This is a genomic window from Luteibacter rhizovicinus DSM 16549, assembly GCF_001887595.1.
GTDB classification, from domain to species: Bacteria; Pseudomonadota; Gammaproteobacteria; order Xanthomonadales; family Rhodanobacteraceae; genus Luteibacter; species Luteibacter rhizovicinus.
This window is the reverse complement of sequence record NZ_CP017480.1, coordinates 1931568-1947895: the sequence shown is the minus strand read 5'-3', so window position 1 is coordinate 1947895 and position 16328 is coordinate 1931568. Positions and strand designations below refer to the sequence as shown.

Annotated in this window: 15 protein-coding genes; 9 read left to right on the top strand and 6 right to left on the bottom strand. The window is 65.5% G+C overall.

Going from position 1 to position 16328, the window contains the following annotated elements; genetic code table 11:
* Window positions 1-19: 19 nt before the first annotated feature.
* From BJI69_RS08780 to BJI69_RS08765, 4 genes are all read right to left on the bottom strand, one after another.
* Complete coding sequence (locus BJI69_RS08780) at window positions 20-2410, bottom strand: fimbria/pilus outer membrane usher protein (protein WP_162200990.1); 2391 nt, start codon at window positions 2408-2410, stop codon at window positions 20-22.
* Between the two features lie 71 nt (window positions 2411-2481).
* The gene (locus tag BJI69_RS08775) at window positions 2482-3213 is read right to left on the bottom strand and encodes a fimbria/pilus chaperone family protein (protein ID WP_071924909.1); all 732 of its coding nucleotides are present in this window, start codon (window positions 3211-3213) and stop codon (window positions 2482-2484) included.
* A 49-nt stretch (window positions 3214-3262) separates the two neighbouring features.
* The gene (locus BJI69_RS08770; RefSeq protein ID WP_052767247.1) at window positions 3263-3910 is read right to left on the bottom strand and encodes a fimbrial protein; all 648 of its coding nucleotides are present in this window, start codon (window positions 3908-3910) and stop codon (window positions 3263-3265) included.
* 112 nt (window positions 3911-4022) lie between these two features.
* Window positions 4023-4622, bottom strand: coding sequence for a short chain dehydrogenase (locus tag BJI69_RS08765; RefSeq protein WP_046968291.1), 600 nt, complete (start codon window positions 4620-4622; stop codon window positions 4023-4025).
* Window positions 4623-4747: 125 nt separating this feature from the next.
* Between BJI69_RS08765 and BJI69_RS22510 the strand changes: the two genes are divergently transcribed.
* The 4 genes from BJI69_RS22510 (at window position 4748) to BJI69_RS08750 (ending at window position 10089) form a co-directional block, all read left to right on the top strand.
* The gene (locus BJI69_RS22510; RefSeq protein WP_154670741.1) at window positions 4748-4906 is read left to right on the top strand and encodes a hypothetical protein; all 159 of its coding nucleotides are present in this window, start codon (window positions 4748-4750) and stop codon (window positions 4904-4906) included.
* Window positions 4907-4959: 53 nt separating this feature from the next.
* Window positions 4960-5967 carry a 4-hydroxybenzoate octaprenyltransferase gene (gene ubiA, locus BJI69_RS08760; RefSeq protein WP_078023109.1) on the top strand — a complete coding sequence of 336 codons (1008 nt, stop codon included), beginning with the start codon at window positions 4960-4962 and terminating at the stop codon, window positions 5965-5967.
* Window positions 5968-6106: 139 nt separating this feature from the next.
* Window positions 6107-8596 carry a TonB-dependent receptor gene (locus tag BJI69_RS08755; protein WP_046968290.1) on the top strand — a complete coding sequence of 830 codons (2490 nt, stop codon included), beginning with the start codon at window positions 6107-6109 and terminating at the stop codon, window positions 8594-8596.
* Window positions 8596-10089 carry a CehA/McbA family metallohydrolase gene (locus BJI69_RS08750; RefSeq protein ID WP_046968289.1) on the top strand — a complete coding sequence of 498 codons (1494 nt, stop codon included), beginning with the start codon at window positions 8596-8598 and terminating at the stop codon, window positions 10087-10089. Before BJI69_RS08755 ends, BJI69_RS08750 begins: the two co-directional genes overlap by 1 nt.
* A gap of 24 nt (window positions 10090-10113) precedes the next feature.
* On the opposite strand, the gene BJI69_RS08745 is transcribed toward BJI69_RS08750, so the two are convergent.
* Window positions 10114-10836: a ComF family protein gene (locus BJI69_RS08745; protein ID WP_046968288.1), complete on the bottom strand. Its 723-nt coding sequence runs from the start codon at window positions 10834-10836 to the stop codon at window positions 10114-10116.
* A gap of 16 nt (window positions 10837-10852) precedes the next feature.
* Window positions 10853-11059, bottom strand: a complete 207-nt coding sequence (locus tag BJI69_RS08740) for a hypothetical protein (RefSeq protein WP_046968287.1) — start codon at window positions 11057-11059, stop codon at window positions 10853-10855.
* A 608-nt stretch (window positions 11060-11667) separates the two neighbouring features.
* Between BJI69_RS08740 and bioB the strand changes: the two genes are divergently transcribed.
* The 5 genes from bioB (at window position 11668) to bioC (ending at window position 16319) form a co-directional block, all read left to right on the top strand.
* The gene (gene bioB / locus BJI69_RS08735) at window positions 11668-12675 is read left to right on the top strand and encodes a biotin synthase BioB (RefSeq protein WP_046968286.1); all 1008 of its coding nucleotides are present in this window, start codon (window positions 11668-11670) and stop codon (window positions 12673-12675) included.
* Entirely contained in the window at window positions 12672-13886 is a 1215-nt protein-coding gene (gene bioF / locus BJI69_RS08730; protein ID WP_046968285.1) for an 8-amino-7-oxononanoate synthase, read from the top strand. Before bioB ends, bioF begins: the two co-directional genes overlap by 4 nt.
* A 29-nt stretch (window positions 13887-13915) precedes the next feature.
* Window positions 13916-14665: a sulfurtransferase gene (locus BJI69_RS08725; RefSeq protein WP_046968284.1), complete on the top strand. Its 750-nt coding sequence runs from the start codon at window positions 13916-13918 to the stop codon at window positions 14663-14665.
* 65 nt (window positions 14666-14730) lie between these two features.
* Window positions 14731-15435: a pimeloyl-ACP methyl ester esterase BioH gene (bioH, locus tag BJI69_RS08720; protein ID WP_244465287.1), complete on the top strand. Its 705-nt coding sequence runs from the start codon at window positions 14731-14733 to the stop codon at window positions 15433-15435.
* Window positions 15432-16319 carry a malonyl-ACP O-methyltransferase BioC gene (bioC, locus tag BJI69_RS08715; protein WP_046968283.1) on the top strand — a complete coding sequence of 296 codons (888 nt, stop codon included), beginning with the start codon at window positions 15432-15434 and terminating at the stop codon, window positions 16317-16319. The genes bioH and bioC overlap by 4 nt, the downstream gene beginning before the upstream one ends.
* The last annotated feature ends 9 nt before the right edge of the window (window positions 16320-16328 follow it).

Sequence of the window (16328 nt, the reverse complement as noted above, 5' to 3'; positions counted from 1 at the left end):
TGCGCTCTCCTCACCGTCCTCATCGGGGATCGTTCTCGATCGGCCGACATACCGCTGCCATGGACTCGTAATAAGCGTTCGTGTCGCGCTGCTCACCCAGGCGGATGTCAAGTCCGCAGTCCGGCATATCGTCGCGACGCACCGTCAGTCGAGGCGTTGCCAGGGCATTCGGCACGAAGATCTCGCCATCGCCCTGCACCACGCCGACCACCTCGCCCTGGCCGTCGGTAACGGTCGCACCGAATGGCACGACGCGGCCGTCGACGGTGCGCGCGCTGACGAGCACGCGGCGTGTCGTGTTTACTGCGAAGTCGAGCGCCATCACCGCGCCACGGCCGGCCTGGACCATGGCGGCGCCACGGTGGATGTCGACGTTTCGCGGCAATGAATCCGTGGCGACCTCGATGCCACTTTTGCCGTAAGGGCTGAGCTGTGGAAGCACGGCGTAGCCCCTGCCGTCCGTCCATACCGGGCCACCGGGGGTCGACACGCGAACGCCTGCCGCGTCGCCCACGGAAAGCACACCGAAAGTGTCGCGCACGGCGTAAGGCGATGCCGTGAGGCCGTGTTCGTGCAGGACCAGGCCGCCGCGAACCGCCAGGCTGACACTGTTGCTTCGCGTATCCCGCGTGTACCCTGCATCGAGCTGGAGATAGCGCGGCAGTAGCGAGACGGCCGTGTTCAGGCTGCGACGCCCGTCACCGGACCGGTACTCCAGTCCCGCACGATACGAGACGAACTCATTGACCTGATCGGAAAACGTCGTTCCGTAACGGGTCTCGCCCGTGTAGCGTCGTATCGTCGTGCTCATGCGACGACGGTCTCCGAGAGGAATAGTTGCGTTGAAATAAATCGCGTTATTGCCGCTACGCATGGCGTGGCCAAGGTTCCACTCCGCCGAGAGCGACATCGAGGCGCGCCCCAGCCGGGTCGCCCACGATGCCAGTGCACGTTTCGTCGTCCGGCCGTCGAACAGGGTCGTACGGGAGTAGCCCGCACTGAGATTGCCGAAGCGGGAATCCGACCACGACAGCGACGCGGATGACTGGCTGCGATAGCGGGTGCGATTCCGTGTCGTCGCGCCGATCCGGGCCGTATCGAGGAGCTCGCGAAACCCGTGGCTTTGTCGGGTACTCGAGTAGGCCATCGACCACTGCGCATTCAGACGCTGCGAGAGCGTCAGCGTACCCTGCACACCGGCCACCCTCTCACGCGAGGCCCGTGAGCCGACGAGGTCGACCTGAACCTGGGTCGTCGTCGCCAGCGACGACCCGAGTCCAACGCCGAACGATTGGTACGCCGTCGCCAGCATGGTTCCGCTGCTGAGCACGATACGACGACGGACCGGCCCGCTCCAGCCGGCGCTCACCACCCACGGCGTGCCGATGCCGCCCGTCTTTCGCGCCCTTCCGACGGCGAGTGAGTAGCCCGCCGATGGTGTGGCCGTGCCGGCCATGGCCGGCGACACGACGAAGTGCTGCCGTTCACCACCGGAACCGACCACCGTGACATCCAGGCTGCCGTGACGGTTGATGCGCGGCACACGGGTCAGCGCAAACGGGCCGACCGGCACCACGGTGGAATAGATCAATACGCCGTCCTGGCGAACGTCGACGCGGGCCGGGCTCGATGCGACACCCTCCACGATCGCGCCACCCTCTGGCGTCGCCAATGCCTGCTCGCTCATAAGCTGCACACCCGAGATCTGGGCGCCGGCGAGTGCGGGATTCATGATATTCAGCTGGCCCAGCTGAAGTACCGCGCGGTGGTTCGCGAACGAACGTTGCGCATAGGTATCCAGAAGGTCCGTGCGATAGCGACCGTCGCTGGATGTGGCTACCTGGCGACTGCGAACCACCCAGTCGCCGGCATTGAAGCCGAGTTCCGTATTGGCCGAACCGTAGCGGCTCCCCCGTGAACCGCGCCGACTGTCCATGCCGATCACTTCGTAGTTGAGCAGGGCGGCCGTGCCACCCCTCGCGTAGCCGGACACATCCTGCCGAGGCGTCCTTAGCGCATCGGTCGGCACGAGCAGCGAGACCTCTCCTTGCGCCGGGTCGAGTTCGACGTTCGCACGCGGAAGACGTGAGGTCATGTCGGGGCATGCAAACGCCGGTGACTGGCCCGACGGTCGCTCATCGATGGATGAGGCAGCGATCTCCGCGGCCTCGAGCAGTGCCGCATCGACACATAGCGCGCCCGTCTCGTTGAAGCTCGCCTGCACCCGGCCCATGGACCTGCCGTTAACCCTCAGCGCTACCACGTGGCGCCCGGCGGTAAAGCGAGGTGCCTGGCGGAAATACTCGGCCAGCTTCGGATCGATGCCTCGCTGCTTCAACATGCCTGCATCGAACTCGACATCGGTCAGATCGTTGGCACATGCGTCGGGCAGGTCCAGTACGCACGCCAACGGCAACAGCACCAACCGTAAACGCGCGCCGCGAAGCCGGCGGCTAGATGCCAGTGAGGCCACAGGCATGCTCAGCGAACGGCAGCGGTTAGCGGCGCGTCGTAGGCATCGACCGCGAATCCATAGACCGTGGCGGGATACAGACGTACCGAAGTCGCCGTACGGGCGGCTTCGGGGACCGGCAGTGAATGAACCGCTCCCGGCAGGAGGTAGGCAGCGGGCACTTTCAGCGAGCTCATCATGGGAAGAAGGTGGATCTCCTGACCCATGCGGACCACGTAAGGCGTGTCGTTACGAACGGTCAGCTCACCGTTCGCGATCGACCACGCCAATCCCTTCCATGGTTCGCGCTGCATGGGCAGTCCTTTCGGATGCACGATCACGGGAAGGTTCTGGCGGATATTCACCGCAACGGTGGCACGCCCGGGTTCCAGCTTGTTCTTCGGCGGAATGCCTTCGAAGACGACACGCCTCAGGCGCTGGAACTTCAGCGGCTCGGCATTGCGCAGGATGAAGCGAACCAGTTGGCTCTCGCCCGGCTCGACGCGCGAAACCGGTGGCGTGACGAACAACAGGGGTTCGCCGTCCTCGGGGATATCCTGCAAGGTGACGTTGAGAAGTGAAGGCCGCGCATCGCTGTTGCGCACCTTGACGGCCGCTTCGCCTTTTTCCTCATACACGATCACCACCGACGTCTCGGGGAGCATGCCGTCGGCGAGCGCCGATGTCGCCGACATCAGGCCGAGCGGAACCATGGCGAGTAAGCGCACCGTGCGACGGTGCGGACGATGGATCGTCAACATGATTGACTCCAGGCTGGCGTCCCCGATGTGGCACCGGGGACGCCGCGACTCAGTAGAGGATCTCGATGGTCGCCTGTCCGGCCAGTGCGACTTCTTCCACCACGATCGGATCCTTGGCCAGCACTGCCTTGATCTTCAGCGGGACGATCAGCGAGGTGAGGGCGGCCGGCTCGGTCGCAGCGGCGTCAGCGCCGAAGGCGAAAGCCTCGCCATCGTGATCGAATGGCGCGCTGCCGTTTCCGAGCTTGTCCCACGCCTGGCCCGCACCGCTGTCGGTCGACTTGAGGACAAAGTTGTTCGCCGCCATCGAAGGAGCATCGATGCTGAGCACGAAGTATCCATTGGCCTTGTTGCTCTTGCCCTGCTCGTTCCTGCCCAGGCTGTAGTGGGAATCGCCCGGCTCGGAAACACCCAGACCCGTCGCGTCAGTAGCCTTCAGGCGGAACTTCGCAGCGGCGCCCTCACAACTGATCGTCAGCGAGGCGTCTTTTTCCTTGAGCTCGAGATCCTGCCCACCGGTGAAATCCGACAGCTTCACCGGATCGAGCTTTACTTCCGACGCGCCGCCGAGGGACACACTGCAGGCTGCTGGCGAAATCGTGCCGGTGACCTTGAGGCTGGCTGTATCGTCCGCCATGGCAGAGGCCGGAACCAGCAGTGCGACGGCGATGCCGGAAAATAACGAGAGATGACGCATCGGGTGGTGCTCCGCATCTTGAAAGGTCGGTCATCCTATCGACCACGCCAGATCACCGACATAGGATCACTCCTATTTTTCCCGACCCATCAGCCCGCCACGCCGAGAGGCGTTACCAGACCTTGTACACCTGCCCGGTCTGCCGGCCTTCCACCGATCGCGAGAACGCCATCGCGGCGCGCGCCGCACTCACGGGCTCGAAGCCGCGGAAATAAGGAGCGTACGCATGCATCGCTTCGGTCAGCACATTCGGACTGACGACGTTGATGCGTATGCCACGCGGGAGTTCGATCGCGGCAGCGCGCGTGAAGGCTTCGACAGCACCATTGACCGTGCTCGCCACGGCTCCGGCCAGGATCGGTTGCTCGGTGAGAATGCCGGTGATGAGCGTGAACGATCCGCCGTCACGCACATGGGGCGTACCCGCACCGACCAGGCGGATCTGGCCGAGGAGCTTGTCCTGCAGCCCCTCGAGATATTGCGCTTCGGTCAATTCGCCAAGCGGTGCGAAGGGGACCTTGCCGGCGGCGGAGATCACGGCATCCACCGGGCCGACATCGCGGAACATGGCCTCGACACTGGCCATGTTCCGCAGGTCGACGCGCACGTCGCCATGCGAACGGCTCGCACCGACGATCTCGTGCCGCGCGCCGAGTTCCACCGCGATCGCCTTGCCCAGGGTGCCGTTGGCGCCCACGATGAGGATCTTCATGTCTCACTCCTTGGTGATGAATAAGGTGATGAATAAGCACGCAAGGGTAACGAATTCGTCTCGGGCGTTTCACTCGCCCGATCCTAGGTTGGAGCCCTTACCCTGATCGAGTGGAGGCCCCGCCGATGCCGTACAACCCGAGCAACCCGCAACCGCCTTTCGCCGAGCCCGGCAAGAACCGCCCCGATAGCGAGATCCGCAAGCCCGGCAGCTACAAGCCCGAATACGACGCCGATCCCGAACCGCCCGAGGACAATGATCCTATCGAGCCGCTCAAGCGCTGACGTTCTTCCCCGGGGCGCCGAAAGGCGCCCCTTTTTTGGCTAGACTTCCCTGCATGAGCCCCCCTCCCAAGAAGCCCCAGCCGCGACGCACGGCGGCGCCGTCCGCGCGCAAGGTCGCTCCGCCGAAGCCCGTCGCCCGGCCGGCCGACGCCTCGACCACGGCCGAGCGCGTCCTCGCCTTCCTCCTGAAGGGCCTGCCGCCCGAGCGTCGCGAGAAGATCCACGCTTACCTGGTGCTCACGCGCATGGATCGCCCGATCGGCGCGTTACTGCTGCTCTGGCCGACCTGGTGGGCGCTCTGGCTGGCGGCCAAGGATTTCCCGCCGATCGGCCCGCTGATCATTTTCACCCTCGGCGTGTTCGCCATGCGCTCGGCCGGGTGCGCGATCAACGACTACGCCGACCGCAAGCTCGATCCTCAGGTGGCGCGCACGGCGGGACGGCCGATCGCGAGCGGGCGGGTGACGCCACGCGAAGCGCTTTACGTGTTCGCCGGACTACTGGTGTTCTCGTTCCTGCTGGTACTGCTGACCAACCGACTCACCATCCTGCTTTCCTTCGGCGGTGCGGCGCTGGCGGCCATCTATCCGTTCTGCAAGCGCTACACCAACCTGCCGCAGGTGGTGCTTGGCGCGGCCTTCGGCTGGTCCATCCCGATGGCATTCGCCGCGGTGACCGACAGCGTCCCGCCGGTTGCCTGGCTGCTTTTCATCGGCAATATCCTGTGGTCGGTGATCTATGACACCGAGTACGCCATGGTCGACCGCGAGGAAGACATCAAGGCGGGCGCAAAGTCCACCGCGATTCTCTTTGCCGATGCGGACCTGGTCATCATCGGCATCCTGATGGGTACCTTCCTCGTCACCATGTTGCTCGTCGGCTCACGTTCGGCCCTGGGCTGGCCGTACTGGCTCGGCCTGGCCGCCACGGCCGGCCTGTTCGCTTACCAGCAATGGCTGATGCGCGACCGCGCGCGCGATGCCTGCCTGCGCGCCTTCCGTCACAACAACTGGGTGGGTCTGGCCCTCTGGCTCGGCATCGTGATCGCGCTCGCTCTGTGACCGCCGTCACGTCCCGAGCATTTCCTGGCGATTTATCACGATTGAAACCGCACAGTCATACGAGGTGAGTCGATCCGTCATGACTGACGCATAAGTTCCTACGGGTTGCATTGCCCCTTCCCCGGAGCTTTATCCCGTCATGCGTACCAAGCCACTCTGCCGCGCCCTTCGCGCGGCGATAGCCACCGCTTTGCTCGTTGCCACCGCCGTTCACGCCGACGACGCGCCCCCGCAGAAGAAGACGACCGATCTCGACAACGTCGTGGTCACCGCCCGTTCGGGCGTCGAGACGCGCACCAAGGCTGAAACCAGCTACTCCATCACCACCATCGACGAGGATCGCCTGCGCATGCAGGCGCCCACCAGCGTCACCGAGGCGGTGAAGTCGGTCCCCGGCTTCTGGGTCGAGTCCTCCGGCGGCGAGGCCTCGGGCAATATCCGTGCGCGCGGCATCCCGGTGGATGGCTACGGCTCGGTCACCCTGCTGGAAGATGGCATTCCCGTGCAGCACGATCCGGCCCTCGGCTATCTCAACGCCGACCAGGCCTTCCGTCTCGACGAAACCATCGAGCGTGTCGAAGTCGTCCGCGGCGGCCCTTCGTCGATCTTCTATTCGAACGCGCCCGCCGGCGCGATCAATTTCATACCGCGTCAGGCCGGCGACACGCCCGAAGGCCTGATCAAGTACACGGTGGGCAACTATTCGTTGAACCGTCTCGACTTCTGGTACGGCACGCCGATCGGCGGCGGCTGGAAACTCGGCGTCGGCGGCTTCTGGCGCATCGACGACGGCCAGCGCAATCCGGGCTATCGCGCCAACGACGGTGGCCAGCTGCGTGCCACCTTGTCGAAGAAGCTCGACGGCGGCGACATCAGCTTCGACGTGAAGCACCTCGACGACAAGGTCGCCCTGTACCTGGGCATTCCCATGCGAACGAACGGCAGCGGCGACATCCGCGCGGTGCCGGGCTTCAACGGCAACTACGGCACGCTGGCCGGTCCGGAGACCGAGCACCTGCAGATGCGCGAAGGCGACGGCAGTCTCTATAACTTCGACAACAGCGAAGGCACGCACGTCAAGCGCACGCAGGTGTCGTTCAAATTCAACCACGATCTCGGCGACGACTGGAAGCTCGCCGAGTCCATGCGGTACAACACCACGGATACACAGCGTAATGGCGTGTTTCCGAACGCACTGCAGAGCGCGTCCTCGTTCATCGCGCAGGACAGCAAGCGCCTGTCGCTGATCCCGGGGGCGACGGCGCTGCAGTTCCGTTACGTCGACAACCCCGGCCAGGTATTCAACACGGCGAACCAGAACGGCAACGGCCTGGTTCTCACCGATGGCCTGCGCGGCGTGACGATGCCCGTTAACGAGTTCATCAACGACACGCGCGTGCTTCGTCAGTTCGAGTTCGGCGAGCAGACGCACGACGTGACCTTTGGCTACTACCACGCCAACTTCCAGCAGGATTTCGACCGCTATTCGTCCACGGTCCTGACCGATGTCGAGGACAATGCACGCCCGATCGACCTGGTCGGCATCGATCGCAACGGCAACGTCGTCGGATCGCTCACCGATCATGGCGTCTATCGTTACGGCTACGAATGGGAACATGCCAGCGGCAAGTCCAACACCAATGCGGCCTATATCTCCGATGAGTGGACCGTTACACCGGAGCTGCGCATCGACGGCGGCCTGCGCTACGAGCGGGTGAACGTCCAGGGTTATACCGAAGGCAAGCAGACCGTGAACCTCGGTGGCTCGCCGGCGGCGGCCACGGTACTCACCGGCAACGGCGTGTTCACCCACTACGACCAGACCTTCTCCAAGACTGGCTGGACGCTCGGGGCCAACTGGCAGTTCTCGCCGCGCCAGGGATTGTTCGCGCGATGGACGTCCGCCTTCCGCCTGCCCAACCTCAGCACGTACATCACCAGCCCGACGGCGACGCCGTTGTTGCAGACGATGGACCTTGCGGAAACCGGCTGGAAGTACAGCGATCGCTTCATGGACCTGTATGCCACGGCGTTCTACACGAAGTACGACAACGTCAGCTTCACCAACAACGTCTTCGACCGCAACGGCAACACGTCGACACCGCAGACCGGCTTCGCCAGCACCAAGACCTACGGCCTCGAGCTCGAAGGTACGCTGTATCCGACGAAGTGGTTCGACGTGCAATTCAATGCGACGCTACAGGATCCGAAGTACAAGGGCCTGTCGTATACGGACAACATCAACAACGGGCCGGTGCTGCGCGACTATGACGACAACCAGCTGATCCGCGTGCCGAAGGTGAGCTATCGCGTGGTGCCCGGCGTGAACCTCATGGACGGCAAGCTGCGCCTGCAGATGTCGTACGAGCATGAAGGCAAGCGCTTCGTCGACACGGCCAACTCGGTCGTGCTGCCCTCGTACCACGTCGTCGGCGCCAGCGCCCGCTACGATGCCACGCCGGAGCTGTCGCTCTACCTCTACGCCGACAACCTCTTCAACTCGCTGGGCCTGACCGAGGGCAACCCGCGCGCCGGCGAGCTGGCCAGCTCCGATGCGGGTGCCAACACCTTCATCGCGCGCCCACTCCTGGGTCGCTCGTTCCGCGCCGCCGTGATGTACCGCTTCTGATGCGCGCACTGATCGCCGTGCTTCTGGCCTGCTTCGCCGCGTCCGTCACGGCGGAGCGGGCCCCCGACCTCGTGCTTCGCGGTGCGTTGACCGGCAAGGACCAGCACACCTATCGCGAAGTACCGTTCGACGTACCAAAAGGGACGACGCGGATCACCATCGACGTCGACTACACCGGCCGCGACGAGAAGACCACGATCGACCTTGGCCTGCTCGGACCCACGGGCTTCACCGGGCAGGATGGCTTCCGCGGCTGGAGTGGCGGTAGCAAGCGTCGTTTCACGGTGTCCGCGACCGATGCCACGGCATCGTTCCTGCCAGGTGCGATTGAAACGGGCAAGTGGCGCCTGCTGCTGGGCATTCCCAACATCCGCCCTGCTTCGGCGGCGACGTTCACGGCACAGGTGTGGCTATCGCACGACGACGAGGGATTCGGTCCAGAGCATGGACTTTCCGCGACGCTGAACCCGGAAGCCCGCTGGTATCGCGGCGATCTTCACATGCATACGGCGCACAGCGATGGCGGCTGTCCGAACGCGTCGGGAACGAAGAAGGTCCCATGCCCTCTGTTCCTCACCGTCGCTTCCGCGGCGAAGCGTGGCCTCGACTTCATCGCCATCTCCGAGCACAACACCATGTCGCAGGTGTCGGAGATGCGCGAACTCCAGCCCTACTTCGACACCATGCTGATGATCCCGGCCCGGGAGATCACGACCTTCGAAGGCCATGCGAATCTGTTCGGTGTATCGCGACCGCTGGATTTTCGCGTTGGGAGCGCCAGCGTGCCCGACTGGAACGCCTTGCTTGCCGACGTCACCAAAGCGCACGGACTGATCTCGATCAACCACCCGCGGCGACCCAACGACGAGACCTGCATGGGCTGCGGCTTCACGCCGCACAACGTCGTGGACATGCGTGGATTCCAGGCCATCGAAGCGATCAACGGTGGCGACGCGGAGCGACCGGACAGTGGCATTCCGTTCTGGGAGGCCCAGATCGACGCGGGCCTGCGCATCACGGCGATCGGCGGCAGCGACAGCCACGACGGCAGCGATGCACCACGCGACAGGTTCGCGGGACGTATCGGTTCGCCGACGACCGTGGTCCATGCGCCGGACTTGTCGATGGAAGGCATCCTCGACGGCATTCGCGCGGGTCATGTTTTCATCGACGTGGAGGGAACGCGTGATCGCTCGCTGGATGTCCAGGCCACCACCGGTACGACCATGGCAGCGATGGGCGATGCGCTGACCGTCACAACGGGCGGTTCGGTGCATGTGCTCGTGCGGACGGCGGCGCTCGGCAGGCAGTACCTGCGCGTCACCGACAACGGCAAGCCGGTCGATATGGAAGGTCACAACGTCATCCCATCGAACGGAGAAGTCACCTTCGACTGGTCGAGCGACGGCAAGCCCCACTGGCTACGCGTCGACGTGCGCTCGCCCGAGGGCAAGCTACTGATCCTCGGCAACCCGATCTACATTAATCATTGACCGTCGCCATCACCGGAGGCCGTGTTACGAGCGGCCACCGGGGAGCGGCGTGCGCGCCAACGCCCAGACGTCGACGCGTTCGACGCCTGCCGCGACGAGGGCCTTCGCGCACTCGGCCAGGGTGGCACCCGTGGTCATGACGTCGTCGACGATGGCGACATGGTTTTGTGCCGGCACGCGACGCACGGCGAAAGCGCCGCGCACGTTACCAAGGCGTGCCGCCGCATCGAGTTCGGACTGAGCGTCGGTTTTTCGCGCCCGATAAAGCACGTCATGCGCCACGGGAATGCGATAACGACCTCCCAGCGGGCGGGCGAGCTCGAGTGCCTGGTTGTAGCCGCGCGAGCGCAGGCGGCCCGGGTGCAACGGCACCGGCAGGAGCAACTCGGGCAGCGACGGCGGCGGCCCCTCGTCGATCCACGCGTCCGACAACACCCGACCCGCGGCGAGACTGCCGGCGAACTTGAAGCGCGTTTCGAGTGCGTCCAGGGGCCAGGCGTATTCGAACGGCACCCACAGATCCGACCAGGGGCGCGATTCGCACTGGCACGCGTCGCATTCGGGAACCGGCAAGGGCAGCGGAACAGCGCAACGTCCGCAGCAGGCGAGATTGCGTGGCAAGGCGGCGTAACAGGCGCGGCAGAGTTCACGCGCCTCGTGGCCCTGATCGCTGCAGACAAGGCATCGCGGCGGAAGAACGAGCCGGCTGGCCGCCGCGATCCATTGAGTCAGTCGAGACGCGTCCATGCGTCAATCCGCAGCATCAGTAGCGGCGGCGGTACATGGCGGCGTCGACGATGGACCACAGATGGACGATCCAGCCGAGCCAGATGACCCAAAGCACGGCGGCCAGCACGAACATGAACAGCGCCTTGAACACACGGCCCTGCACCAGCTGGCCAAGGCCGGGAATGAAGAAACTGCAGATCGCGGCAAGCACGTTGCCACTGCTGCCCTGTCCGTCGCTCATGTGCAACCCTCCTATGGGAACGACTTCATAGTAAGCGAGTCGTCGAAGGGGCGCATGAGTCCGTTGACCATCCGTTAAGTTTGGGTGCCTGCATGACGACGGGCGCGCAGACGAACTCGCCTAAAGCCAGCGCTGTATGGGCGTTGATATCTTGTGCCTCCCACGCACCCTGCTCGTTTAGCGATTCCGCGCGTGCATACGAAGGTCAGTGCACACGACCGCAGCGCGAGGGCGGCCCAGGAGCTACGAAATATTCGATGCCATCACTGGCAGGTCATATCCGGTCCTGCACTTCAAGGCCGAGGCAATTCCATTCCACCTTCTGCTCGATCGGGAGCAGGTGTCGTTACATCTTCATGTGTACTACGCCAGCCACTCTTACACGCATTCGCGAACGGCTGAGAATTCGTAGCGTGCACTACCGAACCAACCAACCGGCGGGAGTTCGTGGCACGTGTCGTTTCTTCCAGATCCTCACGCCGTTCTATCTTTGGACAAAGGGCCTACGCCCGGTAAGGGGTCACTTGGTCAACTTTTTTCGAGCCGACTAGGTTGACAGTCATCCCGGCGGGCGCCGACACTGCGCGCCTTCGCCACGGGAACCCACCATGACCGCAGCCATCCGCCACGACTGGTCCCGCGAGGAGGTCGAGCACCTCTTCGCCTTGCCCTTCAACGATCTGCTTTTCCAGGCGCAGACCGTGCACCGCGAGTACCACGACCCCAATGCGGTCCAGGTGTCGACCCTGCTTTCCATCAAGACGGGCGGCTGCCCCGAGGATTGCGCCTACTGTCCGCAGGCGGCCCGCTACAGCACCGGCGTCAAAGCCGAGAAGCTGATGAGCGTGGAAGCGGTGCTCGCCCGGGCCCAGGCAGCGAAGGACGCCGGCGCCAGCCGCTTCTGCATGGGTGCCGCCTGGCGTTCGCCGAAGGATCGCGACGTGGTCAAGGTGGCCGAGATCGTTGCCGCCGTGAAGGGCCTCGGTCTGCAGACCTGCGCCACGCTCGGCATGCTGTCCCAGCCGCAGGCCGACACGCTCAAGGCGGCCGGTCTGGACTTCTACAACCACAATCTGGATACCGCGCCGGACTATTACGGCGAGATCATCCACACGCGCGAGTTCCAGGATCGCCTCGACACGCTCGACCACGTGCGCCAGGCTGGCCTGAAGACCTGCTGCGGCGGCATCGTCGGCATGGGTGAATCGCGCGCGCAGCGCGCCGGCCTGCTGACTACGCTGGCCAACCTGCCCGAGCATCCGGAATCCGTGCCGATCAACCGCCTGGTCCAGGTCGCCGGCACGCCGCTGGCCGGCACCGAGGCGCTGGATCCGTTCGAGTTCGTGCGCAGCATCGCCGTGGCCCGCATCGTCATGCCTGCCTCGGTCGTGCGCCTGTCCGCCGGACGCGAGTCGATGGACGACGCCTTACAGGCGCTGTGCTTCGCCGCCGGCGCCAACTCGATCTTCTACGGCGAGAAGCTGCTCACCACGGGCAACCCGGACGTGGAGCACGATCGCCGCCTGTTCCAGCGTCTCGGCCTGAAGCCGATGGAAGTCGAGATCGAACCGGGCGCCGTCCACGCGGACATCGTCGAACGCGCCGACGCGGCGTGAGCCGGCCGGACCTCCGTGCCCGCGTGGAAGCCGCGCGGGCACAGCGCGAGCGGGAGGGCCTGTTGCGGCGTGCGCGCACCTGCGAATTGACGGCGGATGGCCGTCGCCTCGTCGACGGGCGCGTACTGATCGACTTTTGCGGCAACGACTACCTCGGTCTGGCCCGGCACCCCGACCTGGTCGCCGCGCTGACGCGTGCTGCCGCCATCGAAGGCGTCGGCACGGGCGCCGCGCATCTGGTGTCCGGCCATCGGGGCGAGCACGCCGCCCTCGAGGAGGATCTGGCGGACTGGACCGGGCGCCAGCGCGCCGTGCTGTTTTCCACGGGCGTGATGGCCAACCTGGGCGCGTTGCAGGCCCTGCTTGGCGCCGGCGGCCTGCCTGGCCGCGGCGATGCGCTGTGCGTACAGGACCGACTCAACCACGCCAGCCTGATCGACGGCGCTCAACTGGCCGGCGCGGAACTCCGGCGCTATCCCCACGGCGACGCCGAGGCGGCGGCCCGCCAGCTCGCGGCGCGGCCCGACCATGCCGCCCTGCTGGCCACCGACGGCGTCTTCAGCATGGATGGCGACATCGCCCCCCTGGCCTCCCTGGCGACACTCTGCCGCCAGCGCCACGCTCTCTTCTATGTCGACGACGCCCATGGCCTGGGCGTGCTCGGCCCACAAGGCGCCGGCAGCGTCGCGGCGGCCGGCCTCGATGCCCGTCAGGTGCCTGTGTTGATGGGCACCCTGGGTAAGGCGCTCGGTACGGCCGGCGCCTTCGTCGCGGGCGACGACGACCTGATCGAAGCCATCATCCAGTTCGCGCGCCCCTACATCTATACGACGGCGATGCCGGCTGCCCTCGCCGCGGCGACACGCGCCTCGCTGCGCCTGGTGCGTGCCGACACGGATGGACGTCGTGAGCAGCTCACCGCACATATCGCCCGGTTTCGCGCCGGCGCGAAGCAGCTGGGACTGCCCGTCATGCGTTCGACGACCGCTATCCAGCCGCTGGTAATCGGCTCGGCCGAAGCGGCCATGGGCGCGTCGCGAGCCCTGGAAGCCGCTGGCTTCCTCGTGGTCGCCATCCGGCCACCCACAGTGCCGCAGGGCGCCGCCCGGTTGCGGATCACGCTATCCGCGGCGCACTCGTCCGACCAGATCGATGCGCTCCTGGAGGCGCTGGGCTCCCTCCCCGGCCTCGGCGGGACCGCCGCCGTATAATGGGCGGCCGCGTCCCTTCCCCTATGCCCATGTCGATCCTCAACATTTCCGCCTACAAGTTCGTCGGCCTCGATGATCTGGACGCGCTGCGTGCGCGCCTGGTCGAGCGCTGCGAGGCCCTGGCGCTGAAGGGGACGATCCTGCTCGCGCCGGAGGGCATCAACCTGTTCCTGGCCGCTCCGCGTGAGGCGATCGAGACGTTCGTGAGCTGGCTGCACGAGGATCCGCGCTTCGCCGACATCGCTCCGAAGGAGAGCCTCTCCGAGGACGTGCCTTTCGGACGGATGCGCGTGCGACTGAAGAAAGAAATCATCACGATGCGCGCGCCCTCGATCCGACCCGAGGAAGGTCGCGCGCCTCATGTGCTGCCGCTCGATCTGCGTCGCTGGCTCGACCAGGGGCACGATGACGACGGCCGCCCGGTCGTACTGGTCGACACGCGCAACGATTACGAAGTGGCCGCCGGCACGTTCGAGAACACGGTGGACTACGGCTTATCGAGTTTCACCGGCTTTCCCGAAGCCATCGCCGCGGACCGCGCGCGCTTCGACGGCAAGACCGTGGTCTCCTTCTGCACCGGCGGCATCCGCTGCGAGAAGGCGGCCATCCACATGCGCGAGATCGGCATCGATCACGTGTTCCAGCTTGAAGGCGGCATCCTGAAGTATTTCGAGGAAGCCGGCGGCGCCCACTGGCATGGCGACTGCTTCGTCTTCGACGAGCGCGGCGCCGTCGACCCGACACTCTCGCCAAGTGACACCGCGGACATCACACCGTGAGCGGTTTGCACATCGAGCAACACGGCGACGGCGATACACCGCTGGTGCTTATCCACGGCTGGGCCATGCACGGCGGCATCCTTGCGCCACTGGTCGAAGCGCTCGCTTCGCGTTACACCCTGTACGTGGTCGACCTTCCGGGTCACGGTTACTCGCGCGACTGCGACATTCCGCTCGAACCGCTGGCGTGTGCGAATGCCATCGCCACGGCGACCCCACCGGCGATGTGGATGGGTTGGTCCCTCGGCGGTCTGGTCGCGCTCACGGCGGCCCTCGACCTGCCCGACCGGGTAACCTCCGTCGTTGCCCTTTGCTCCACGCCGCGCTTCGTCCGCACCGAAGGCTGGCCCTACGGCAACGACGCGGCCATGGTCGAGAAACTCGCCGCCGATCTGGAAACCGACTACCACGCCACCCTGGAGCGCTTCATCGCGCTCGAAGCCATGGGTAGTGCCGATCCTCGCGCCGAGGCCCGGCGCCTGAAGGAAGAAGCCTTCTCCCGTGGCGAGCCCGACCCGCGCGTACTGATGGAAGGCCTCCGCCTGCTTGAGAGCACCGACCTTCGGCCACGGCTGTCCGAACTGCGTACGCGCAGCCTCTGGATAGCCGGCCGACGCGACCGCATTGTTCATCCCGAGGCCATGCGTTGGTGCGCCGAGGCGGCCGGTGGCCGCTTCGAGGAAATCGCCCACGCCGGCCACGCCCCCTTCATCGGACACGCGGACGCCGTGGCCGATGTCCTGACGCAGTTCACCGAAGCAGACGCATGAGCGAATTTCATTTCGACCGGACCCAGGTCAGGCGCAACTTCGGCCGCGCCGCCGCTACCTACGAGAAGCACGACGCGCTCCAGCGCGAGGTGCAGTCGACCCTGGTCGATCGTCTCGACATGTACGAGCAGGTGCCCGAGATCGTCCTCGATGTCGGCGCGGGCACCGGCCGCGGCAGCGCGGCGCTGAAGAAGCGCTACCCGAAGGCCCAGGTGATCGCGATGGATCTCGCGCTGCCGATGCTGCGCCAGGCAAAGCAGCACAGCAGCTGGCTGAAGCCTTTCTCGCGCGTCGCGGCCGATGCCTATACCTTGCCGATGCCCGACCATAGCGTCGACATCCTCTTTTCCAACCTATGCTTCCAGTGGTGCGAGGACATCGCCCGCCTGTTCACCGAGTGCGCGCGCGTGCTCAAGCCGGGCGGCCTGCTGACCTTCTCCACCTTCGGCCCCGATACGCTCAGCGAGCTTCGCGCCGCGTGGGCCGCCGCCGACCAGCACGCCCACGTCGCACGCTTTCTCGACATGCACGATGTTGGTGACGCCATGCTGACGGCGGGCCTACGCGATCCCGTGCTGTTTGCCGAGCGTTACACGCTGACGTACCCCACCCCTCGTGCACTGCTCGACGAACTGCGTGGACTTGGCGCGAACAACGCCGATGCGGACCGCCAGCGCGGGCTCACCGGCAAGCAGCACTACCGCCGCATGCTCGATGCCTACGAGGCCTTGCGCCACGAGGGCGTCATTCCGTCGACGTGGGAAGTGGTGACGGCGCACGCCTGGGGCCCGCCCGCAGGACAGTCGCGACGCGAGGGCAGTGGCGAGATCGCCAGCTTCCCGATCGAGAACCTGCGCGGCTCGCGGCGGAAAACGCCATTCTGAGTGAGGCGG